Annotated in this window: 19 protein-coding genes and 1 pseudogene; 6 read left to right on the top strand and 14 right to left on the bottom strand. The window is 38.8% G+C overall.

Features of this window, described 5'->3' with window-relative positions; translation table 11 throughout:
- Positions 1-18: 18 nt before the first annotated feature.
- Positions 19-645: an FMN-dependent NADH-azoreductase gene (locus H1D32_RS22680; protein ID WP_261180469.1), complete on the top strand. Its 627-nt coding sequence runs from the start codon at positions 19-21 to the stop codon at positions 643-645.
- A 606-nt stretch (positions 646-1,251) separates the two neighbouring features.
- Positions 1,252-2,709, top strand: coding sequence for a c-type cytochrome (locus H1D32_RS22675; protein ID WP_261180468.1), 1,458 nt, complete (start codon positions 1,252-1,254; stop codon positions 2,707-2,709).
- Positions 2,710-2,783: 74 nt separating this feature from the next.
- Here H1D32_RS22675 and H1D32_RS22670 read toward each other — a convergent pair whose 3' ends face one another.
- The 13 genes and pseudogenes from H1D32_RS22670 to cspD form a co-directional block, all read right to left on the bottom strand.
- Entirely contained in the window at positions 2,784-3,008 is a 225-nt protein-coding gene (locus H1D32_RS22670) for a CsbA family protein (RefSeq protein WP_261180467.1), read from the bottom strand.
- Between the two features lie 40 nt (positions 3,009-3,048).
- Positions 3,049-4,242, bottom strand: a complete 1,194-nt coding sequence (locus H1D32_RS22665) for a PDZ domain-containing protein (RefSeq protein ID WP_261180466.1) — start codon at positions 4,240-4,242, stop codon at positions 3,049-3,051.
- A 154-nt stretch (positions 4,243-4,396) separates the two neighbouring features.
- Positions 4,397-5,863, bottom strand: coding sequence for a S41 family peptidase (locus tag H1D32_RS22660; RefSeq protein ID WP_261180465.1), 1,467 nt, complete (start codon positions 5,861-5,863; stop codon positions 4,397-4,399).
- A 196-nt stretch (positions 5,864-6,059) separates the two neighbouring features.
- The gene (locus tag H1D32_RS22655; protein ID WP_261180464.1) at positions 6,060-7,403 is read right to left on the bottom strand and encodes a murein hydrolase activator EnvC family protein; all 1,344 of its coding nucleotides are present in this window, start codon (positions 7,401-7,403) and stop codon (positions 6,060-6,062) included.
- A 63-nt stretch (positions 7,404-7,466) separates the two neighbouring features.
- The gene (ftsX, locus tag H1D32_RS22650) at positions 7,467-8,360 is read right to left on the bottom strand and encodes a permease-like cell division protein FtsX (RefSeq protein ID WP_261180463.1); all 894 of its coding nucleotides are present in this window, start codon (positions 8,358-8,360) and stop codon (positions 7,467-7,469) included.
- Positions 8,350-9,035: pseudogene (gene ftsE, locus H1D32_RS22645) on the bottom strand (cell division ATP-binding protein FtsE). The gene ftsX and the pseudogene ftsE overlap by 11 nt, the downstream one beginning before the upstream one ends.
- A 501-nt stretch (positions 9,036-9,536) precedes the next feature.
- Positions 9,537-9,872 carry a c-type cytochrome gene (locus H1D32_RS22640; protein WP_261180462.1) on the bottom strand — a complete coding sequence of 112 codons (336 nt, stop codon included), beginning with the start codon at positions 9,870-9,872 and terminating at the stop codon, positions 9,537-9,539.
- A 146-nt stretch (positions 9,873-10,018) separates the two neighbouring features.
- Entirely contained in the window at positions 10,019-10,360 is a 342-nt protein-coding gene (locus tag H1D32_RS22635) for a c-type cytochrome (protein ID WP_261180460.1), read from the bottom strand.
- A 128-nt stretch (positions 10,361-10,488) separates the two neighbouring features.
- On the bottom strand, positions 10,489-11,364 hold the full coding sequence (locus H1D32_RS22630) for a YitT family protein (protein WP_396126316.1): 876 nt from the start codon (positions 11,362-11,364) through the stop codon (positions 10,489-10,491).
- A gap of 371 nt (positions 11,365-11,735) precedes the next feature.
- Positions 11,736-12,840 (bottom strand): peptide chain release factor 2 gene (gene prfB, locus H1D32_RS22625; protein WP_261180458.1). Its coding sequence is split into 2 segments (ribosomal slippage): positions 11,736-12,767 and positions 12,769-12,840, totalling 1,104 coding nucleotides; the frame shifts between segments, so codons are not numbered across the junction.
- A 113-nt stretch (positions 12,841-12,953) separates the two neighbouring features.
- Entirely contained in the window at positions 12,954-15,461 is a 2,508-nt protein-coding gene (gene secA / locus H1D32_RS22620) for a preprotein translocase subunit SecA (RefSeq protein ID WP_261180457.1), read from the bottom strand.
- Between the two features lie 350 nt (positions 15,462-15,811).
- Positions 15,812-16,357: a ribosome hibernation-promoting factor, HPF/YfiA family gene (hpf, locus tag H1D32_RS22615; RefSeq protein ID WP_261180456.1), complete on the bottom strand. Its 546-nt coding sequence runs from the start codon at positions 16,355-16,357 to the stop codon at positions 15,812-15,814.
- A gap of 719 nt (positions 16,358-17,076) precedes the next feature.
- Positions 17,077-17,274 carry a cold-shock protein CspD gene (gene cspD / locus H1D32_RS22610; protein WP_261180455.1) on the bottom strand — a complete coding sequence of 66 codons (198 nt, stop codon included), beginning with the start codon at positions 17,272-17,274 and terminating at the stop codon, positions 17,077-17,079.
- A gap of 365 nt (positions 17,275-17,639) precedes the next feature.
- Here cspD and asnB point away from each other — a divergent pair, with 365 nt between their 5' ends.
- Positions 17,640-19,562: an asparagine synthase (glutamine-hydrolyzing) gene (gene asnB, locus H1D32_RS22605; RefSeq protein WP_261180454.1), complete on the top strand. Its 1,923-nt coding sequence runs from the start codon at positions 17,640-17,642 to the stop codon at positions 19,560-19,562.
- A gap of 265 nt (positions 19,563-19,827) precedes the next feature.
- Here the strand turns inward: asnB and H1D32_RS22600 are convergent, their stop codons facing one another.
- The gene (locus tag H1D32_RS22600; protein ID WP_261180453.1) at positions 19,828-20,808 is read right to left on the bottom strand and encodes a C39 family peptidase; all 981 of its coding nucleotides are present in this window, start codon (positions 20,806-20,808) and stop codon (positions 19,828-19,830) included.
- Between the two features lie 179 nt (positions 20,809-20,987).
- On the opposite strand from H1D32_RS22600, the gene H1D32_RS22595 reads away from it, so the two are divergent.
- From H1D32_RS22595 to H1D32_RS22585, 3 genes are read left to right on the top strand one after another with little or no spacing between them, the layout of a single operon-like run.
- On the top strand, positions 20,988-21,518 hold the full coding sequence (locus H1D32_RS22595; RefSeq protein WP_261180452.1) for a hypothetical protein: 531 nt from the start codon (positions 20,988-20,990) through the stop codon (positions 21,516-21,518).
- Positions 21,519-21,551: 33 nt separating this feature from the next.
- A complete protein-coding gene (locus tag H1D32_RS22590) occupies positions 21,552-21,893 on the top strand; it encodes a single-stranded DNA-binding protein (protein WP_314733494.1) in 342 nt (113 codons plus the stop codon).
- Positions 21,894-21,907: 14 nt separating this feature from the next.
- Positions 21,908-22,078 (top strand): hypothetical protein, encoded by a 171-nt coding sequence (locus tag H1D32_RS22585; RefSeq protein ID WP_261180450.1) that lies wholly within the window; start codon positions 21,908-21,910, stop codon positions 22,076-22,078.
- Positions 22,079-22,338: the final 260 nt, after the last annotated feature.

Raw genomic sequence — 22,338 nt, 5'->3', positions numbered from 1 at the left:
ACAACAGGAGGAATTCACATGGCAAACGTATTATTTATTAAGGCAAACTCTAGACCAATTGAGCAGGCGGTTAGCGTACAGTTATATCAAGCATTTCTTGATCAATATAAAGAGTCAAACCCTGAAGACACAATTACTGAGCTTGACCTATTTGAGGAAAACTTGCCTTACTACGACAATGAGAAAATTACGGGTATGTTTAAGCTTTCAAAAGGAATGGACTTAACTGAGGCAGAAAAGGCAGCCACAGACCTAGTTATTTCATATTTAGATCAATTTTTAGCTGCTGATAAAATTGTCTTTGCATTCCCACTTTGGAATTTTACTGTACCTGCAGTGCTTCATACCTATTTAGACTATCTAGCTCAAGCAGGCAAAACATTCCGCTACACTGCTGAAGGTCCTGTAGGATTACTTACAGACAAAAAGGTTGTTCTCTTAAATGCAAGAGGAGGGGTGTACTCTGAAGGACCTGCACAATCAGTCGAAATGGCAGTCAATTTTGTAACTGCAATGCTTAGCTTCTGGGGCGTACAAGATATTACAAAGGTTATTATTGAAGGTCATAACCAATATCCAGATCAAGCTGAAGGCATTATTTCAAAAGGTCTAGCTAACGCGGTAGATGTTGCAAAAACATTTTAAGTAAAAAAAGAGGATGTCCCAAAAGTGTCTGACACCACGCGGATCTTACTAAATATAGACGTACAGATATATCATATGTCTATATTCGGTGACTAGCGGTGTCTGACACTTTATTTTGGGACAGCTTCTTTTTCATTACTTATAGGATGGGAAACACGGGAATTTTATCTCGTTTTCTATCCCTTTTGGTTTACTTACTAGTTCTTTTATTGAAGGAGAATTAGCTTTAAAGCTCTCCAAGCAGCTCCCATCATAAAATGGTGGCAATTTCACTTCGACCATTCATTTAGAACCTCTCCTCTTTAATTCCATTTAGTTTTCATTAACATCAAATTACATATATCCCTTATTTTACCACCATTTGTTACTAGGTAAATAGCTTTGTTAAGCTATTAATTCATTTTTTGCTGGTTATTATCGCGGATTATTGACTTATTTATCAACTTTATTCTAGCATCTGCCTCTGGCAAACCTCCCCAACAAAAAGAGCTAAGTGCAATCAAAAACTAGTGTTTTTATCTTACAGATTTTTGCTCGTTGAATAATAACGTTTAGTTTCCCAAAAAATATCATTGTTAAATAAGAAGTAGAAATGGAGTGAATGGTTTGCAGAAAGCAAAGTTCTTCTTGATTTCAATTATATTTATCGTTTTTACAACTATTATTGGTGGCTGTAATGACAATCAAGATGAGGCGAAAGAAAAAGCAACTGAAGAAAAAGCAGCTACTCAAGAGAAGGAAGAAACAGATGATGAGTTAGCTCTACGGTTGGCAGGAGGAAGACTAGGTAGCGATGGACTGGCGTTTATAGGCGGAGGCGATAGTAACAAAATCTGGGTTGCAGATGCTAAATATCATAAATTGGTATCTCAGATCGAGGTTGAGGGACCAAAGCTAGAGCGCACCCAACCCTATTATCCAAATTTACATGATGTTCATGCAATGGTTTTCCCTAAAGATTTCAGTGTTTTATACACTGTCAACTGGTACGAATATGACAAGCCTTCAGAAGTTATTGCCTATGACCCAAAAACATTCAAGGAGCTATGGCGTTCAGAAGCTGGGTTAGGTGGACACCACGCTGCTTTAACTCCTGATGATAGGTATCTTTATGTCGCAAATCAATACGCTGATACTGTTTCAGTTATTGATACGACGACTCAAGAAAAGATCAAAGATATTACAACAGGAATGGGAAATGATTATATTTCACCAACGATGTATTGGGATGGAGAAGTTATTGACTCACCCTACCTATTTGTTTCTGTTCATGAAGGCGGAAAGGTTTTTGCAATTGATTGGAAAACTCATGAGGTTGTCAAAGAGCTTACTTTCGGTGGTATGGTTCACGGTGTAAACTTAACTCCTGATGGTAAGCAAGCGTGGGCAGCTGTTATGAATGAAAATATTGTGCCTGTCATTGACGTTGAAACACTGGAGGTTGTTCATAAGATTGAAACTGAACAGTCCCCAATTCACCTATCTTTTAGCCCTGACGGTAAATTTGTTTATTTTACGACATATGGCGATCAAATTTTTAAATATGCAACTGATAGCTATGAACAGGCCTGGAATGTGACTGGAAAAACGATTCCTGCTCATACCGGCGTAAGTCCAGACGGCAAACAATTATGGACCCTTAACCATGGGATGGACCCTAGTCGTTATCCATATGAGTTAGGTGGATCTACACTAAGTGGCATACAGATCTGGAATACCGAAGATGGAAGTCTAATTAATGAAATACCTGCTCATGGAACGCCTCACGAACTGCAATTTGTTCCTTATTCTGCTGTAGGTGTTCCCAAAACTGAAGTAGATGTTGGTCAAGCTACAGATGAGGCGACTGCTCAAGCTATGGAGTCTTATGGTAAATCATGCCTTGCTTGTCATGGCGCTGATCTAACAGGTGCATCTGGTCCTAGTCTCGATACAGTAGGCAGCAGACTAACAAAAGAGGAAATTGAGCATATCATCATCCATGGAAAAGGTTCCATGCCTGGCGGTTTAGCTTCTCAAGAAGAAGCTACATTGATCGCAGACTGGCTATCACAGATGAAATAAGGATGTTTGTTGTTGTTAAACAACCCTTTAATACGCAAAGAAGGAACTGAGTTTACTTAAACTCAGTTCCTTCTTTAAACACCTTTATTTTTCCTTTGAATGCGTAGTGAGACTATGTAGCCGACCACGATTGATATTGCACCAGTAATTATGACTGGCCATGACTGATGTAAGCCATCAAACGCAAAAATAACAATCATTAACGTTACCATAAGCGCCCCAATCTTGCTGTAAGATACTCTTGTGAAAAAGAGCATCATGATAAATGGGAGAGTAAGCGCTAAAAGTATAGTGAGCATTTTGATTTTTGCTCCTTCCAACATTAATTACGAGCGTAGTTTACATGACCTTATCTTCAAACTGAGACTCCTCGCCAACAAAAAGTAAGCCAACTTGGTGATGTTCACCATCGTATAAGGCAGTTTGCGCAAAACGTAATTCCCCGTTTTCATCAATGACCTCAAGCTTACAGAAGGCGGATTTAAGTTGCAGAGCCTCATAAAATTGTTGAGCTGATCGAATACGTACGCCATTTACCTTCGTAACAATCTCGCCGATTTTTACATTCATTTTTTCTGCAGGAGAATGCGGGAGCACACCCAGAATGACAAGGCCAGTTTCTTTTTGAGTATAAAAATTTGCTTGTTTTTCTTCGGACATCTTTAGAAGCGTTGCTACTATTTGCCTTCCAATAATGGCAGTAAGCGCAACAAATGGAATGAAAATCGGTAGATATAAGCTAAGTATACTCAAAGCTAAGACTATGGTTGCAACAAGTAGCACTCGTTTCCCATTGCTTATAATAGCATGAACAGGAAGTGTACTGCGAATCACTTGCTGAAAGCCAATGGCAAAAGGTACGGCCATTAATCCTATTTGCGAAAGCTCAAGGTTTAATAATGGCCAATATTCTGTCGGAAATAACGGTCCCGCAGGAAGTAAGAAGAAGATCGGTAAAATCCAAACTCTCCCGGCCTCATGGGCACCAACTACTTTCCCACGTTTACTATTTAGTAATGTAGGTGATGTTTTCTTGGAACCATTTTTTAAAATTAATAATCCTTCAACGATTAAGAGGAAGCTAGTTAATAAAGCTAGTCCACTTAACTCGGCAGTATGTATTTCCGTTATCCAACGATCGATCACTAGGAGGCCTGTTTCAAATTCTGGAAGAACAAGAGCAATGAGAAGTGTTAACCCACCTGAATATGCAGAGGAGAGCCAGCGAGCTTGTCCAGTTATTAAAATTGCCCCATAGACAAGTGCGTATAAAGCAATAACCCCGATTGGAATAGCTATTCCGATTCCAATGACTAAGATTGAGAGTACGAAACCAGCTAATAAGCCCGGGAACAGCGGTACCAAGATATCATCGACAACATCATACACACGAGTATGGAAGTTATTACGTTCTCGCTGCACGCGCTTGTAGCCTAAATAAAAGCTAAATAGCAGAAGGATGTAAAACAGCGGATGTAAAAAAAAGAAGCCTATTCCCTTTAATAGTTCCATGGCAACTACTGACATGTCCATTTTTTCAGCACCCTTCCCTTAATAAATACTTACCTTCATTATAACTACTTTGGCTGAAAATTACATTTATTTTTTCAGAATTTAACAAAGCCTGAGCATTACAAAAAAACTGAGCTCAATGAGGTCTGCCCCCTTGAGCTCAGTCTAATCAATATTACCGTTGTAAAATTAATTCTATCGCAGTATTTAACTGGTTATCATTTTCTTTGTCTCGAACTGCTTCGATGATCTTCTCTTGAAGTGTTTGAGCGGTTTTTTCATCAATCTCTCCAGTAGCCGGAAGATCGTTTGTGCGTTGGAATGCAGTAACTGCATTTTTTGTTTGTTCGCCAAAGTAACCATCTACACGTCCTGGCTCAAGCCCAAGTCCCTTTAACATAATTTGAGCATTTTTTATTTGCTCGCCCATCATGTCATATTTTAATGTCTCTTCAACATTGATTGGAGCCACATAGAAAAAGTCTGGTTGTTTTACTGGAATTGTAGGCTCAACACCAACTTCATTGATGTTGTTACCGCTAGATGTTAACCAGCGATATAAAGTTAGCTTAATTTCACTACCATCACCCATTTGTAGTGCTTGTTGAACCGTACCTTTCCCAAATGTTGTTTCACCAACCACATCGTGTCCGCCGGCTTCCTTTAAAGCTGCAGCTAAAATTTCAGAGGCGGAAGCACTACCTTTGTTAATCAATGTGATAATTGGGTAGTCCTTTTCTTGCTTTAAAGTAGAGATGTAGCGTTCACGTTTGCCATTTCGACCTTCAATTTGGACAATTGGCTCTCCTTCAGGGACAAGTAAGTGTCCGATTTCTTGGACGCTTCTTAAATATCCGCCCGGGTTACCACGTACATCAATAATTAAGCCAGTAATTCCTTGCTTCTCATATTCCTCCAAAGCTTCAGCAAAATCTTGTGCTGTTCCTTCAGAGAATGATGTTATTTCAATTAAGGCGATCTTTTGCCCATTTCGTTCAATTAAACTTGTTCTGATCGTTTCAATCGGAATATCGTCTCTCGTTACGGCTAATTCGATTGGCTCAGATACACCAGGTCTTTCAATAGTTAGATTGACCACGGTTCCTTTTTCACCACGAATTTTCAGAACTGCTTCATGTAACGATAAACCTTCGATACCTTCACCATCAATTCGGATAATTTGATCATTCGGCCTTAACCCTGCCTTTTCAGCAGGAGAATCACGGAATGGAGCCACAATCGTTACTTTTCCGTTTGTCATACTCACTTCTGCACCAATTCCTTGAAAATGAGAATCTAATGAGTCCATAAATTGCTTCGCTGTTCTTTGATCCATATACACGGAATATGGGTCATTTAACGTTTCAAGCATTCCTTGAATAGCACCTTCTAAAAGCTTTTGTCCTTCAACTTCTTCTACGTAACTCTGGTTAATAATTTGATAGGCCTTAGCAAACTTCTCTAAGACATCATCCAATGCTGGCTCAGGAGCTGGCGCCTCAGGGTCTTGCTTTTGGGTTTCTGTTTTTACTAGCTTTGGGGCACTAACGTCGAACACTGTCATAGCCGCATATGTTCCACCTGCACCTACTAATAATGCTACGATAATAAAGAATGCTACGACTTTTCGATTAATGTACATATTTTCACCTCATTTTTTACGGAAAAGGCATTACATCAATGTTCATGATGCAATGCCTTTCTATCAACAATAGTATATGACGAGCTATCTAAATGTAGAATGTAAAATAAAGAATTAATTATACGAAGTACCTCGGGAAAACTCTAAACTTTACTCTTTAAACTCTACACTAAACTTTTATAATTATCAAATAAAACTATCTTGGAATATAACGAAGTGGATCTACAGAGTTAGACTTTGCACCATTCCATGGACCTTCATGGACTTCGAAGTGTAAATGCGCTCCAAACGATTGTCCTGTATTACCCATATAACCTAGTAGTTGGCCTTTGCTTACACGCTGACCATCCGAGACAAAACGATTTTCCAAGTGAGCGTATAGTGTCGTTATTACTTGACCGTTTACGTTATGCGAGATCATAACAGTATTCCCGTAACTTGGTGAATAATATGAACGAATAACCGTTCCAGCCTCAACTGCGACTACATGGACATCTCCTGTCCGTCCATTTTTTCCAATATCAATTCCATGGTGCATTTTCCCCCATCGGAAACCGTATGGAGATGTAATTGTTCCTGTCGTTGGTCGCATAAATTGCCCTTCTCCTGTGACAACTGGAGTGGTGTTAGCTGGAGGTGGTGTCGTAGTTTGCTGACTGCCACCGCCATTACTTCTTGATACTTCTTCTTGACGCTTTCGTTCAGCTTCCTGTCGCTGACGTTCAGCTTCCTGACGTTTTCGTTCTTCTTCTAGCTCTTTTTGACGTTGCTTCCATGCCTCAAGCTCTACTTTCATCGCTCTTTCTTGGGCTTTAAGAATTTCATCAGCTTCTTCTAGTTCACCTAGTTCGGCATGCATTTCTTTTTCTTGCTGTTCCATTTTCCCCATCAGGCGATCTTTCTCTTTACGTTGCTTTTCTAATTCCTCTTTTAGCGTCTCTAGTTCAGCTAACTGAGTTTCTAGCGCCTCTAACGCTTGTTCCATCTCAAGTTTTGCTTCTTCAACCATCATTTTTTCAGTGTGATGGATTTCTAAAATATTCCGGTCTTGTTGTGCGATCGTGCTAAGTGCAGAGATACGATTAACAAGATCTCCAAAACTGCGCGCACCAAGAATAACCTCTAAGTAGTTGACAGAGCCTCCATTTTTATACATCGAACGAACGCGATTTTTCAATAATTCATCTCGCTCTGCAATTCGCTCTTCTAACAATTGGATTTCTGCTAATAATTCTTCAATTCTTTCTTTTGTACTTTCAATTTCTTGATCTTTTTCACGAATTTTTTGGTTTGTCGCTGTCGTTTGATTGTCGACAACGCGAATTTCATCCTGAAGCTTCTTCTTTTCTAGTTCTAGCGCTTTAAGTTCCTGTTCCTTTTTTTCTAACTCACTTTGATTATCTGATCGCTCTTCTTGAATCGATTTAATCTTATTTTGAAGTGAAGTATTCGCTTCTACTTCTTCAGACCCTAGCATTGTCAATGAACTTGTAAACGCTAGTGTGAAGACTAAAAGGACGAGAAATAGTCTACGTTTCATCGGTGGTTTCCCCCTTTAAAAATATAACTTATTGCTGTGATTTTCCGTTGATGTCTTTTTCTATTAAACTTTTAAGAACTTTCTAACTGACGTCATACTTCCCCAAATACCGATGAAAGCTCCAATACCAACAAGGATTAAGCTTACATGGAGGACAAGCGGGTCTGGAGAAAGTAATCCAATAAACATTACTTCTAGTTGTTGGCTAAAACTATCAAAAACTTTTTGATAGGCAAACGCTAATATAGCAACGGGAATCAACGAACCAATCATACCTAAAAGGAGTCCTTCGATGAAAAATGGCCATCGAATGAAGCCGTTTGTTGCTCCAACAAGCTTCATAATTTTAATTTCTCTTTTTCTAGCAATGATCGTCAATTTAATTGTGTTTGCAATTAAAAACATAGTTGTAAACATTAAGCCGATGACAAGGAAAAGACCAATTTGCCTGGCGACCCCTGTAAAAGCGAACAATTGCTCAACAACATCCTTGCCGTAACCAACATCCTCTACATAAGGTAGGGGTGCAATTTTTGAAGCGACTTCTTCGGTTTGCTGTGGCAACGAGGCTCTGACAACAAACACATCATTTAGAGGGTTTTCCGATCGTAAGGTTTCGAAAATGGCCCCTTGTTCACCTAAACTTTCAATGAACTGTTCTAACCCCTCATCTTTCGGTAAGTAGGTCACTGTATCGACGTTCGTAATTCGTTCAATTTTCTTAAGAAGTTCATCTTTTTGCTCTTCGGTTGCAGTTAAGTCAATAAATACCCTTACTTCTACATCCTCTTCTACTGACGTAGCAAAGTGGTTTAAATTTAAAATTAATAAAAGAAACACACCTACAATAAGTAGCATGATCGCAACTGCACTAATTGACGCGAAGGTCATCCAACCGTTACGACCTAAGTTTTTCAGTGCTTCTTTACCGTGGCGAATGAGAGTTCTAACGTTCATAACCGTATAACCCCCTTACTTCATCACGAGCAATTCTTCCGCCTTCTATCGCAATTACTCTTTTTCGAATTGTATTTACAATTTCTTTGTTATGTGTTGCCATAACAATCGTTGTGCCTCTGTTATTAATTTCCTCTAGTATCTTCATAATGCCCCAAGATGTATCGGGATCTAAATTCCCCGTTGGCTCGTCTGCAATCAAGACGGCGGGGTTATTAACGATTGCTCTAGCAATTGCCACACGCTGTTGTTCTCCCCCTGACAATTCATGGGGTAAAAACGCGCCTTGTTTTTTAACATAACAATATCTAATACGTTCATGACACTTCGTTTGATTGTTGATGGACTTTCTTCGATTACCTCAAGTGCAAAAGCAACATTTTCATAGACAGTCATGGTTGGCAATAGCTTAAAGTCCTGGAATACGACTCCAAGACTGCGACGCAGCATTGGAATACGTTTTTCTTTTATTTGACCTAAGTTGTAGCCATTAATAATAACGACTCCTTTTGTAGGTTTTTCCTCGCGATACATTAATTTAATAAAAGTTGATTTACCTGCCCCACTAGGGCCAACAACATAGACAAATTCTCCCTTGGAAATGGACACATCAATACCATTGATGGCCATGACTCCATTCGGGTAAGTTTTCCATACGTCTTTCATATCGATCATGGCTTTCACTTCCTTATGTTAATCTCGAATGTAGAATGTAAAATGTAGAATGTAGTTTTAGGTTCAAGAGGTGAGAATTCTCCATACATTCTAAATTAGTTCATTCTGCATACAAATTCTATTAATCTATTTATTATTCATTATTTTACAGGATTAAACAAATTTGTACAGCAAACGTCTCAAATATCATTATATCATCAATAAACTACAAATTAAGCTGAAAAATATTACATTTTTATTTCACGGCACTGAATTAATCTGAATTATAAATAGTAGAAGAGAGTTGAGGATTTTACTTGAAGAATGTTATGAAAATGAAATAACATCCAATATCTACCTTTATCGTATTAGGGGAATAGGTGATTATCAAGGCATGAAGAAGGAGATTTTGTAAACATTTTCTAGATCTAAGTTAATATTATTTGAAAAGTCACTAATAGCTTGGTTTACGAAATAGTTAAAACCCCACTCTGTTTTGAGTGGGGTTAAAAATTGCCTAACCTATTCTTGATCTGCCATCCAAACAGCTAAGTTTTCTGCCTCTTCACCCGTGACTAAATTGGCCGGCATCACTCCAACCCCCTGAACGATCGCGATATACAGTTCTTCTTTGCTTATCCCTGTAATCGGGTATGGGTGGGCGCCTCCACCTTGTAAATCAACACCATGACAGGCTGCACAAGATTTTGTATAGGCCGCTTCAGCACGCGCTGCATCGTATGTATCTGGTAACGTAACGTCTTCAGGTTTTAATCTCTCTTGTGGTGCTGCGTTATTTCCGCCACAGGCTCCTAATACGAAAGCCGCGCCAACTAGTGCTACGATTAATTTCTTCATTCTATTAAAATCCCTCCAAGCTGTTTTTTGTCTATTGTTTAACTATACCTAATATTCATACCTGGAAGCTAAAAGATAATTGAACAATTCATGAAAAAACTCTTACCTTAAGGTTTGCCTCGAGGTAAGAGCTTGGTATTTACATCTTATTGAGCAGCAACCCATGCTGCTAAGTTTTCAGCTTCTTCACCTGTAACCATGTTAGCTGGCATAATTCCAGGACCTGCTTGGATCGCAGCTAAAACTTCTTCAGCTGTTAAGCCTGTGATTGCTGGGTTATTTCCTTGACCTTGTAAGTCGCCACCGTGACAGCCAATACATGATTGGTAAGCAGCTTCTGCTCTTGTTGCATCAAATGTACCTGCTGCTGTTTCGTCAGCTGGAGTTTCAGATGGTGCTGGCTCTGCTGGAGCTGGAGTTGGCTCATCGCCACCACATGCACCTAGAATTAACGCTGCACCGAATAATGCTGTAAGTAGTTTTTTCATTTCTAAGACCCTCCCAAATTTTTAGAGATTATTATTTGCAAGTACTAGTATGCCCTTGCCTCTCTATTTCTAGTATCAATACTATAAAAATATTCTTAATTATGCAAGCTTTTCCAATCGACTATTTTCTACTTTTTAAACCCTTCGCCCAAAACTTCTGTGGCATTTGTTACAATTACGAAGGCATTTGGGTCTAGATTTCGAACAACCTGTTTCAATTTCGTGACTTCTGTTTGATTAACGACACACATCAGTACTGGTCGTTTATGGTCGGTATAACCACCATATCCTTCTAGCTTTGTCACACCTCTATCAACATCTTTTAGTAGTCCTTGCTGAACTTCTTCTTGCTTTTCCGAGATAATTAAGGCTATCTTCGCATAGCCAACACCCATTTGAACAATATCAATTGTTTTCCCTGTAATAAAAAGGGCAATTAATGCATAAAGAGCCAATTCAATATTAAAAACAATCGCTGAAGAAGCAACAATTAAACCGTCAATAATAAAGACACATGCGCCTAATGACAATCCTGTATATTTATGAATAATTTGCGCTGCAAGATCGGTCCCACCTGTAGATGAATTGGAACGGAAGACAATTCCTAAACCAACTCCGACTCCAATTCCACCAAATAGAGCTCCCAAAAGCGGATCTAAAGTCGCTGCTTCTAAATCCCTAGTTAAGAAAACAACCATCGGTAAAAAGATCGTTCCCACTAACGTTTTGGCTCCGTATTTAAACCCTCCTAGAAGTACGATCCCAGCTATAAACAAAGGAATATTTAAGGCCCACTGTGTAAAAGCTGGTGTAATTCCAACTATATCATTAATGATAATACTAATCCCACTTACCCCACCTGAGGCAATACGATTAGGCAGTAAAAATAAATTAAAAGCTAACGCAACAATGGCTGAGCCGATCACCACATGTGCATACTCCCAGACAACTAACCATTTCGGACAACTAGGTCGAAATGCCCCTCTTCTTTTCCCATTTTTCATCATTTCTATCGACACCTACTTTTATGAATATCTTGGAGAAAAAATCCTTCCGTAGTATACCACCACACCTCGAAATCTGTAAACGCGAGCAAATTAACGCTTTAACGAGAAACGGTGTCTGACACCTCAAATGGACAATTTTGTTTAAATGTCCATTTGAGGTGTATACTCTGCGAATAGTCTCTCACAGGAAAGTTCACTTTCTCTTATTAAAATCAGCAAGTGCAAAATAAATTTACATCTATGATGGTGAAAGTGAACTTTCATTGGTGTCTGACACCGCTCGTGGACATTTCCCTGAATTTGTCTTTTTAGGGTGTACAAAAGTGTTATCCTAAAACCAAAAAGAACAATGACGTAGGTCATTGCTCTTAGCTTCTGATTTGTGAGCGTAAATATGCGTCGATAAATGGATCTAAATCGCCGTCCATGACTGCTGAAGAGTTTCCAACCTCATGGTTCGTACGATGATCTTTTACTAGGCTATATGGATGGAAGACATAAGAGCGAATCTGACTGCCCCAACCAATTTCTTTTTGCTCACCACGGATTTCATCTAATTCTGCTTTTTGCTCATCTAACTTTAGCTGAAAAAGCTTTGCTTGAAGCATCTTCATCGCTCGCTCACGGTTTTTAATTTGCGAGCGCTCAGTTTGACAAGTAACTACTGTATTTGTAGGAACATGTGTGATGCGGATCGCCGAATCAGTTGTATTAATATGCTGACCGCCTGCTCCACTTGCACGGTACGTATCTACTTTCAACTCATCTGGAGATATGTTAATTTCAATATCATCCGGGAGCTCTGGCATCACTTCACAAGAAACGAATGAAGTATGACGACGTCCAGATGCATCAAACGGAGAAATGCGGACAAGACGGTGTACCCCTTTTTCCGCTTTTAAATAGCCATAGGCGTTATGCCCTTTGATAAGCAGTGTTACACTTTTTACGCCTGCTTCTTCACCAGGCAAATAATCTAGAGTCTCAACCTTAAATCCTTTGCGTTCAGCCCAGCGTGTATACATGCGCAATAGCATCGAAGCCCAGTCTTGCGATTCTGTACCACCTGCCCCTGGATGAAGCTCCAAGATGGCATTATTTTTATCATAAGGCTCGCTAAGAAGAAGTGTTAATTCATACTCGTTTAGATCATTGGCAAGAGATCGGACACCAGCCACTAATTCTTTTTCCAAATCAGTATCTGGCTCCTCTTTAACTAGCTGATAAGAGACATCTAAATCATCATAACGTTCTTGAAGACTTAGATAATTCTCTACCTGTTCTTTTAAAGCATTTGATTCATTTATTACTTCCTGGGCTTTTGATTGATCATCCCAGAAGCTTGGGTCCGACATCTTTTCGTCAAGCTCAGCAATTCGTTCTTGCTTCACTTCAAGGTCAAAGGGACCCCCTAAAGTCCGCTAACCGCTTAGCCATCATTGTAAGCTCTTGTTTTATCTCGACAAGTTCCATGTGTATCCACCTTTTAAAGTTTTGAGTGTTGAGTTTTGAGTGTTGAGTTAGAGAGGGGTCTGGCTTCGAAGCTAGGCCCACACAACTCGTAACTCATACCTCAAAACTCATACCTAGTTACCACAACATTGTTTGTATTTTTTACCGCTTCCGCAAATACATGGTTCGTTACGACCGATTGTTTCGCCTTTACGGATTGGTTTCTTTTTCTCCGGCTCTTTTCCTGAGCTGGCATGAACGGCCTTGCCTTCAGCTACCTGCTTACGCTCTAGGTTTTGCTCAATTTGCGCTTTCATAATATACGTTGAGACTTCTTCTTCAATAGAAGCAATCATTTCTTCAAACATTGCAAATCCTTCAAAACGGTATTCACGAAGCGGATCATTTTGACCATAGGCACGTAAATGGATACCTTGACGAAGCTGATCCATTTGATCGATATGATTCATCCACTTTGTATCAACAGAACGAAGTAAAATAACCTTTTCGAATTCACGCATTCTTTCCGGTTGGAAATCAATTTCTTTTTGATTGTAAGCTGCTTTCACTTTTTCCATAACTAGCTCAATCATTTCTTCAGGATCTTGTCCATGGAGGTCTTTTTCTGTGACAACACCTTCATTAAGAACAGTTCCTCTTAGGTAATCTGCAATAGCTTTTAAATCCCAATCTTCTGGTACTTGATCTTCAGGAGTATGGGCGTGAACATTACGTTCAACAGCTGATTTGATCATATTTTCAACGATATCACGAACGTTCTCAGACTCAAGCACTTCTAAGCGTTGCTTGTAAATGATTTCGCGCTGCTCACGCATGACATCATCATATTGTAAAATTTGTTTACGAGCATCAAAGTTGTTACCCTCTACTCGTTTTTGTGCCGTTTCAACCGCACGGCTGACAAGCTTACTTTCAATTGGATCATCATCCATACCGAGTCGATCCATCATTGCCTTCATATTATCTGAACCAAAGCGTCTCATTAATTCATCTTCCATTGAAAGGTAGAATTGTGATGACCCTGGGTCTCCTTGACGTCCAGCACGTCCACGGAGCTGATTATCAATACGACGAGATTCATGACGTTCTGTACCAAGTACATGCAATCCGCCTAAATCAACAACACCTTCGCCAAGTTTAATGTCGGTTCCACGACCAGCCATGTTTGTAGCAATCGTAACCGCACCTTTTTGACCAGCATTTTCAATAATTTCTGCTTCTCTCTCATGGTTCTTCGCATTTAAGACGTTGTGAGGAACACCCTTCTTTTTTAAGTAAGAAGCAAGTAATTCTGATGTTTCAACACTTACTGTACCGACAAGCACTGGTTGTCCCGTCTTATGAAGCTCTGCAATTTGATTTACAACTGCTTTGAATTTCGCATCCATCGTCTTAAAAATCAAGTCCGGTCGATCTTCACGAACAACTGGTAAATTTGTTGGTAGGACCATAACATCCATTCCATAAATATTACGGAATTCTTCTTCTTCTGTTTTTGCTGTACCCGTCATCCCGGCAAGCTTTTGGTACATTCGGAAGTAGTTTTGGAACGTAATTGACGCTAATGTCATACTTTCCCGTTGAACAATCAAACCTTCTTTCGCTTCAATTGCTTGGTGAAGTCCATCAGAATAGCGACGCCCCTTCATTAGACGTCCTGTAAATTGGTCAACGATTACTACATCGCCATCCTCAACAACATAATCGGTATCACGATGCATGACAACATGAGCTTTTAATGCTTGGTTAATATGGTGGTTCAATTGAACATGCGTTGAATCGTATAAGTTTTCAATGTTGAAAGCTTTTTCTGCTTTCTCAACACCTTCGTCTGTAAGCTGAACATTTTTTGTTTTTTCATCATACGTATAGTCTTCTTCTTTACGTAGTGTGCGTACAAAAGAATTTGCGACTTGATAAAGCTTCGTTGATTTTTCAGCAGAACCTGAAATGATCAATGGAGTACGAGCTTCATCAATTAAAATGGAATCGACCTCATCGACTAAGGCGTAATTTAACGTACGTTGCGCCATTTGTTCTTTATAAATAACCATGTTATCACGGAGATAATCAAAGCCAAATTCATTATTTGTTCCATATGTAATATCACAATGGTACGCTTCACGTTTTTCTTCTTTTGACATACCACTAATATTTAACCCGACCGTTAGCCCTAAAAAGTTATACAGCTTACCCATTTCTTCAGCATCACGACGTGCTAAGTATTCATTGACAGTAACAACGTGAACACCTTTTCCAGAGATCGCATTTAAATAAACAGGGAGTGTCGCTACAAATGTTTTACCTTCCCCAGTTTTCATCTCGGAAATGTTACCTTCATGAAGGACGATCCCACCTAATAACTGTACTGGATAATGACGCATGTTTAAAACACGCTTAGCACCTTCACGAACAACCGCAAATGCCTCTGGTAAAATTTGATCTAACTCTTCACCATCTTGGTAACGTTTTTTAAATTCTTCTGTTTTTTGACGTAGACCATCATCTGAAAGCTTCGCAATCTCGCTTTCGAGAGCCTCGATTTGATCAACCGTCTTTTGCATCTTTTTCAATTGACGTTGGCTTGGATCACCAATCACTTTTTTCAAAAAACCTATCATCTATACTGCTCTCCTTTGTTGGGATAAATCCCAGTTAATTATCTATCTTAAAATGTAACACAAATATCTGCTTACTGTAGGTCTTTAGTTAGAAATTTCCTTGTTTTAACACTCTGTTAATTTTAACAGTTTGAGGAGTTGGTTACAAGGACTGGCCTTTTAGATGAAGGTTTTAGACAATTTTAGAATTTATGCGTCAAATTTCGCTATACTAGAGTTGTCTTTTTGGAGCGCCATTTGAGAAGAAATGAATCGCAGAGGCACATGGATTTATCTCTGAGACTCATTTCTTCTCAAAAGAGAATGAAATAAAAGAGCACAGCTTCTGCTGCACTCTTTCAATACGTATTTTATTGTGGCTCGATTAGTCCATAGCGGCCATCTTTACGACGGTACACAACGTTTGTGTCACCATTCACTGAATTAGCAAATACGAAGAAGTTATGTCCTAACATGTCCATTTGTAAAATCGCTTCCTCTGCATCCATCGGCTTTAAAGAGAAACGCTTTGTACGAACGATTTCTAGTTCATCTTCATCTTCAAAAGTAACACCATTGCCAACCTCATTGCGGAACATATATTTCAAGCTACCTTCTTGACGGAATTTTCTATTTACTTTTGTTTTATGTTTACGGATTTGCCTTTCAAGCTTCTCAACAACAAGATCAATCGCTGCATACATATCAGTGTGAGTTTCCTCACCTCTAAGTAGAAGTTGCGGCATCGAAATTGTAATCTCAATAATTTGTTGGTTGTTGATTACTTGCAGGTTTACATGAACTGGTGAAGTTGGGGTTTCGTCGAAATACCTTTCAAGCTTACCCACCTTCTTTTCTACGTAATTCCTAATAGCTGGAGTTACTTCAATGTTTTCACCACGAATGTTAAAGTTCATATAAACTCCTCCTTTCCTTTATGCATGTAATATTCTACATACCCTCGCCATATTCCTTCAAAACCCTACAATGAATCAAGAAAAAATTAAAAAATTGTGAACATATTGTTACTAAAGCGTAAAGATTAGGCATTGCGATTAGCAAGGCGTAAGCTTTATCGCCAAAGCGTAAAGATTAGGCATTGCGATTAGCAAGGCGTAAGCTTTATCGCCAAAGCGTAAAGATTAGGCATTGCGATTAGCAAGGCGTAAGCTTTATCGCCAAAGCGTAAAGATTAGGCATTGCGATTAGCAAGGCGTAAGCTTTATCGCCAAAGCGTAAAGGATGCGGTTTGCGATAGCAAAACGCAACTTTATCACTAAAGCGTATGCTTTTCCACCAAGCTCAAGACCATTTTTCCGCAGTTGTAACAACTAACTTATTGTTCACCTATAGTGTCCACATATTTATGGAAAAATAGTCCTATTTTCTAGGAATTATTTTCATCTGACATCGCGTCAAAAGACCTATCTTCATTCCGCTATTATTTTGATCGTACTTGTCTTTGAGCCGCCGATTTGCTTCTAACATTCCTGCCGCCACAATTTTTTCGAAAAGATCCTTAGAAATTCAAAACCCCACCAAAAAGGCAGGGTTTGTTGCTCATATTCATTTCCCTTACTAAAGCTATATAAAAAAATTTCTTTTTAAAATAACTTACCTAATTTGGGAATGTGCCCTAGCGCTTAGTTACGTTTGCAGCTTGAGGTCCACGAGCTCCTTCAACGATTTCAAATTCAACTTCTTGTCCTTCTTCTAATGTTTTGAATCCATCAGAGTTGATTGCTGAGAAATGAACGAATACATCGTCTCCGTTTTCGCGCTCGATAAATCCAAATCCTTTTTCTGCATTAAACCATTTTACTTTTCCTAACATTGATACACATTCCCTTCATGTTTAAAATCATGTGGAATTCCATCCACAATTTAACTATAGCAACGACTCAAAAACTAGTCAAACAATTTTGTTTTTTCAATTTCGACAAAATATTAGGGGAATTTCGCTGTTATTTTTAAGGGACTTTCCCTCTATATCCCTACTAATACTTTTAACTACAATGTTTCTGGTCAGAGTGAAATTATTGGAAGAGTTTTTACCTCAAAATACCAAAGCTCCACGCTTCAAGCCTATTCGACATGTGTCTTCAAAAATATTTACATATTTACAGGATTTTTCAAATACTTATCGAAAATAATAGTCTATAATTAGGACAAGTATGTTTTTTTCAGGAGGTATTTACTATGTGTGGATTTATTGGCGCCATTTATCATAGAGAAACTATAAATTCTAACCTATCTCACCTTACTAATACGATTATTCATCGTGGACCAGATCAGCAGGGTTATTATAGTGATAGCTATGTTCATTTAGGGTTTAGACGGTTAAGTATCATTGACTTAGAGAATGGTAATCAACCACTCTCCTTTGAGAATGAACGCTACTGGATTATCTTTAACGGTGAAATATATAACTATATTGAAATTCGTGAGCAATTACTCAAAGATGGCATCGAGTTTCAAACATCATCAGATACTGAAGCACTATTGGCACTTTATAGTGTCAAAAAAGAAGCGATGGTAAACGACCTTCGGGGGATGTTTGCGTTTGTTATTTGGGATAAACAAGAAAAATCGCTTTTTGGAGCAAGAGACCATTTTGGAATCAAGCCGTTTTTCTATCATGAAAAAGAGGATATCACCTATTTTGCATCTGAAAAGAAAAGCATTTTGGCAGCACTTGAGAAAAATATTTTAAATGAAGATGCCATTCAGCATTATTTAACGTATCAATATGTACCTGAGGCAGAAACAATGTCGAAAAATATTTTCGAGTTAAACCCAGGCTCATATTTTACAAAAAAATTAGGTGACGGGTTAAACATCACTCGTTATTGGACACCTACCTTCAAACCGGTGAACAGCGATTTAGACAAAGCGAAAAAAGAAATTCTATCCGTTTTACGAGATTCTGTTAACATGCACATGCGTAGTGATGTACCGGTCGGGTCTTTCCTATCGGGAGGAATTGATTCAACGGCCATCGTTGCACTAGCAAAAGAAGTAAATCCAAACTTAAAAACATTTACGGTTGGTTTTGGATACGAAGCTTATAGCGAAGTGTCTATTGCTGCAGAGACTGCTGCAAAACTTGGATTAGAACACCACACTCATACAATTACACCTGAGGAGTTTGTTCAAGAATTACCAAAAATCATTTGGCACCTTGATGTTCCTGTAGCAGATCCTGCCTTGGTTCCTCTTTACTTTTTAGCAAGAGAGGCTTCACATCATGTGAAGGTTGTACTTTCTGGTGAAGGTGCAGATGAATTATTCGGTGGTTACAACATTTATCGTGAACCACTTTCATTACAGCGCATCTCTAGCCTTCCTCCAAAAGCAAAAAAGCTGTTAAAGCAAATTGCTTATTTTATCCCCGAGGGGGTAAAAGGGAAAAGCTTCATTGAACGCGGTTGTACAGAAATCGAAGACCGCTACATCGGAAATGCAAAGATCTTTACAGAATCTGAAAAAGCAAAGCTTTTTAAAGGATACTCTCCTTCGAATACGTATACAGAAGTAACCAAGAAACTATATAATGAAGCAAAGAGCTATGACGATATTACAAAAATGCAGTACATTGACATGCATACTTGGCTTCGCGGCGATATTCTCGTTAAAGCTGATAAAATGACTATGGCACACTCTTTAGAGCTAAGAGTTCCGTTTTTAGACAAAGAAGTATTTAAAGTAGCGGCATCACTAGACTCGAAATTAAAGGTCACTAACAGCACGACAAAATATGCGCTTCGAGAAGCGATGAAGGAAGTCGTTCCGGATCATGTCTTAAACAGAAGAAAGTTAGGCTTCCCTGTTCCAATTCGCGTTTGGTTAAAAGACATTTTGCATGATTGGGCGAAAAATAAGATCATGACGAGTAACACAGATCACTTGTTCCATAAAGAGTATTTCCTAAAAATGCTTGACGACCATGCAAAAGGAAAAGGCGATTACAGTCGTAAATTATGGACTGTACTTACCTTCATGACATGGCATCAAATTTATATTGAAGACAGCTATGAAATGATTAAGGACACAGAGTTCAGAGCAGAGCAAAAACTAGTAGTCCTTCCTAATGAAGGTTCTTCGGTTCAGCTTAGTAATTAATAAGAAAAGCGCAAGCGCCCTGCTTAGCCCCGACAAAAGCTACTGACCTCGTTCACTACGTGTGTTACTTCTAGATTTACTACATGCAGCTTTGCCTCGAGGACCTACTGGACCACAGAGGCAGCATTTAAGTCAGCAGGTTATTTGACCTCGAGGGGCTGGGCGGTGGAGCTAGACATCAAATACTAAAAACACATATGCTTTCATAGTCTTAGAGAAGAAGACCACTCGCACAGGAGTTGGTCTTCTTTCTTTGTTGGTTGGGCTAAAAGTCATCCTGTGGCTTGACATAACTTATTGCTTGGCGACCCATTTGTTCCCAGGCCTCTTTGAATTTTTTTATTGAAATCGGTCTGTTGACCTCAATTGACATTGGGTCATTGTAATAAATTCTTTTTTCATCATAACCGGTAATTAATATTGCATGGCGGTATCTAGTGACCTCGATGTCTCCAGATGGTGTCTGCCAGGTTTGAAACTCATCTTGAGGTAATGTTTTGTATTGCGTATGGATAATTGCCCAAACAGGATGACCTTGATGAATGGGATATAACACATCTTCAAAATTCGCTCCTGTCATATCAATCATTTGGCCAGGTAAATAATGTTCTGCCAACTCCCAGATTGGACGATGGGAAACACCTAAACTAGGTTCATCGGCATCATAGATGTTACCGACAAAACCATCATTCGGATGTCCGAAAAATACCCCTGCTTCTGTGACTGTTAATGGTGTCTGATCTTTCTTTAATCGCTGCGCCAATTCAACTTTATTAATTTTTTTGCCGGCATAGGTAAGCAGCATTGCAAGACTTGTCACTTCTGCGCCTCTTTCAAGCTCAGGTAATTGTAGAATAAGAGGTACTTGGAGTACCTGTTGCGGAATATCTTTTACCCGCTCCCAAACAACCGTCTCATGGTCTTGAAAATAGATTTGATTAACATGGCTTGCTCTTGCAAAAGCAACGGCCGCTTGAAAGGATTCGAAATAGCTCACCTCGTTAGCCTTTACAATAAAGGGAGTTTCTTTTGGTGCATTCTCAATTTCTTCTAGTTCAGGCAGTATTTCCTCAGTCTGTTGCGGGGCAAAAAAGAGATAAGTAGCTCCGCCAAACAAAGCGACTACAATGATAAATGAACTAAATGCCTTCCAAAAAAGCTTCCGAACTCGTAACACCTTAGTGATCCCATACATGACTATGATGATAAGTAAGAAAATCGTTGCGACCGCAATATAAAGCCCCATTAGTAACTCCTTTTTTATTTTCATAATAAATATTGTAATTGGATAATTTTTCTTGTAAAATGATGGTAACTTCGATCTCCTTCAACAAAAAACCATCTTCCTCGACAACTACTTCTATTTTACCAAATCACTAGTCTTCTGGCTCAAAGTTTTACGAATCTCATGAATGGGGTTTTTTCATGGTTAAAAAACACACCGTTTGGTTTCCTGGTGCCATTTATTATGTTACTTGTTTCGGTGCATGGGATGAGAGCATTTTTTATGAAGAGTCTGATTTTCTCGCTTATTTATCTTTAGTAGAAAGTGTTCGTTACCGTTACCCCTTTTACCTTCATTCATACTGCCTCATCGCAAAACGCATTTACCTCTTACTTGAAACAACTCATATTCCAATGAATGATATCATCACGACACTCAATGACGAATATGCGCGTTATTTTCAAGACAAGCACACATTTGTTTTACCACAAGCATCCTCTACACTGATTGATTCCGCAGACAAATTCTTGAAAGCTAGCAAGTTTATCCACCTCGCGCCGCTGCAGGAACAAATACCACTACAGAATTACCGTTGGAGCAGCTATCAAGCATATATTAGCTATACTCCTAATGACCACGTTGTCACTTCTAGAATTCTCACTTTTTTTAAGGACCCAAAAATGGACCAATATTCCCGTTTTGTTGAAGGGGAAAAAATCGAAGTAAATTGATGTACGTAAAAGGAGGTCTTTCTATTGAACCAAGTGATCCTGACTGGTAGATTAGCAAAAGAACCCGAACTTCATTATTCTAAGGATGGAATTGGTGTCACGTCGTTTCATCTTGCCGTAAAAAGAAATTATAAAAATTCAGAGGGGACATATGAGGCTGATTTTGTTCCTTGCGTCTCTTTTAAACGAACCGCTGAAAACATTGCGAGTTATTGTGACAAAGGATCGCTAGTGGCGTTGACAGGACGCCTGCAAACCAGAAGCTATGAAAATCGCGATAATATCAAAATTTACGTCACGGAAGTTGTCGTTGATACGATTGAGTTTTTACAAAGAAAGAAAAACGAAGCTAATAAAGAGAAAGTACTCGTATAAGAGGAGGATTTCCCTTGAAAACAACATTAATAGCCAAAAGAAGAAAACAACCGGTTGATCTTTACCAATTTGAGATTTTAGCACTGAACAAGAAGTATGAGGAGCTTAAGCGAAAAATGGAGGAACAACACCTAGAAAACATTCATAGTGATGAAATGCTACTAAAGTACCTCCGAAATCAATAGTCCTCTAAAAAGAATAGGAACTATGCCCGAGGAAGATGGTCCTATTTGTAAACAAATTTAAAATATGTCAAAATATGCACAATTTTGTAAAAATACTAAAAATTTACTGTGTTTTTGTAAAATATTGTATTGTACTTTTTAGAGTTACAAAATAAAATAAATTATAGAAACACTTACAACTTAAAAACACGTGGACTTACTATAGAAGCTATTATGATGCAGCAGCTCGCTCTCAACTACCCCCCTCGTCCCTTAGTCTT

It is taken from the genome of Anaerobacillus sp. CMMVII, assembly GCF_025377685.1.
Classification (GTDB): domain Bacteria; phylum Bacillota; class Bacilli; order Bacillales; family Anaerobacillaceae; genus Anaerobacillus.
This window is presented reverse-complemented; position numbering and strand designations above follow the sequence as displayed.

What these genes read in the sequence shown, in the direction of transcription:
- H1D32_RS22680 (WP_261180469.1), top strand. Translation starts at nt 19, where the DNA reads ATGGCAAACGTATTATTTATTAAGGCAAACTCTAGACCAATTGAGCAG.
- H1D32_RS22670 (WP_261180467.1), bottom strand. Translation starts at nt 3,008, where the DNA reads ATGCTCACTATACTTTTAGCGCTTACTCTCCCATTTATCATGATGCTC.
- H1D32_RS22665 (WP_261180466.1), bottom strand. Translation starts at nt 4,242, where the DNA reads ATGGACATGTCAGTAGTTGCCATGGAACTATTAAAGGGAATAGGCTTC.
- H1D32_RS22660 (WP_261180465.1), bottom strand. Translation starts at nt 5,863, where the DNA reads ATGTACATTAATCGAAAAGTCGTAGCATTCTTTATTATCGTAGCATTA.
- H1D32_RS22655 (WP_261180464.1), bottom strand. Translation starts at nt 7,403, where the DNA reads ATGAAACGTAGACTATTTCTCGTCCTTTTAGTCTTCACACTAGCGTTT.
- ftsX (WP_261180463.1), bottom strand. Translation starts at nt 8,360, where the DNA reads ATGAACGTTAGAACTCTCATTCGCCACGGTAAAGAAGCACTGAAAAAC.
- H1D32_RS22640 (WP_261180462.1), bottom strand. Translation starts at nt 9,872, where the DNA reads ATGAAGAAATTAATCGTAGCACTAGTTGGCGCGGCTTTCGTATTAGGA.
- H1D32_RS22635 (WP_261180460.1), bottom strand. Translation starts at nt 10,360, where the DNA reads ATGAAAAAACTACTTACAGCATTATTCGGTGCAGCGTTAATTCTAGGT.
- H1D32_RS22630 (WP_396126316.1), bottom strand. Translation starts at nt 11,364, where the DNA reads ATGAAAAATGGGAAAAGAAGAGGGGCATTTCGACCTAGTTGTCCGAAA.
- secA (WP_261180457.1), bottom strand. Translation starts at nt 15,461, where the DNA reads ATGATAGGTTTTTTGAAAAAAGTGATTGGTGATCCAAGCCAACGTCAA.
- hpf (WP_261180456.1), bottom strand. Translation starts at nt 16,357, where the DNA reads ATGAACTTTAACATTCGTGGTGAAAACATTGAAGTAACTCCAGCTATT.
- cspD (WP_261180455.1), bottom strand. Translation starts at nt 17,274, where the DNA reads ATGTTAGGAAAAGTAAAATGGTTTAATGCAGAAAAAGGATTTGGATTT.
- asnB (WP_261180454.1), top strand. Translation starts at nt 17,640, where the DNA reads ATGTGTGGATTTATTGGCGCCATTTATCATAGAGAAACTATAAATTCT.
- H1D32_RS22600 (WP_261180453.1), bottom strand. Translation starts at nt 20,808, where the DNA reads ATGGGGCTTTATATTGCGGTCGCAACGATTTTCTTACTTATCATCATA.
- H1D32_RS22595 (WP_261180452.1), top strand. Translation starts at nt 20,988, where the DNA reads ATGGTTAAAAAACACACCGTTTGGTTTCCTGGTGCCATTTATTATGTT.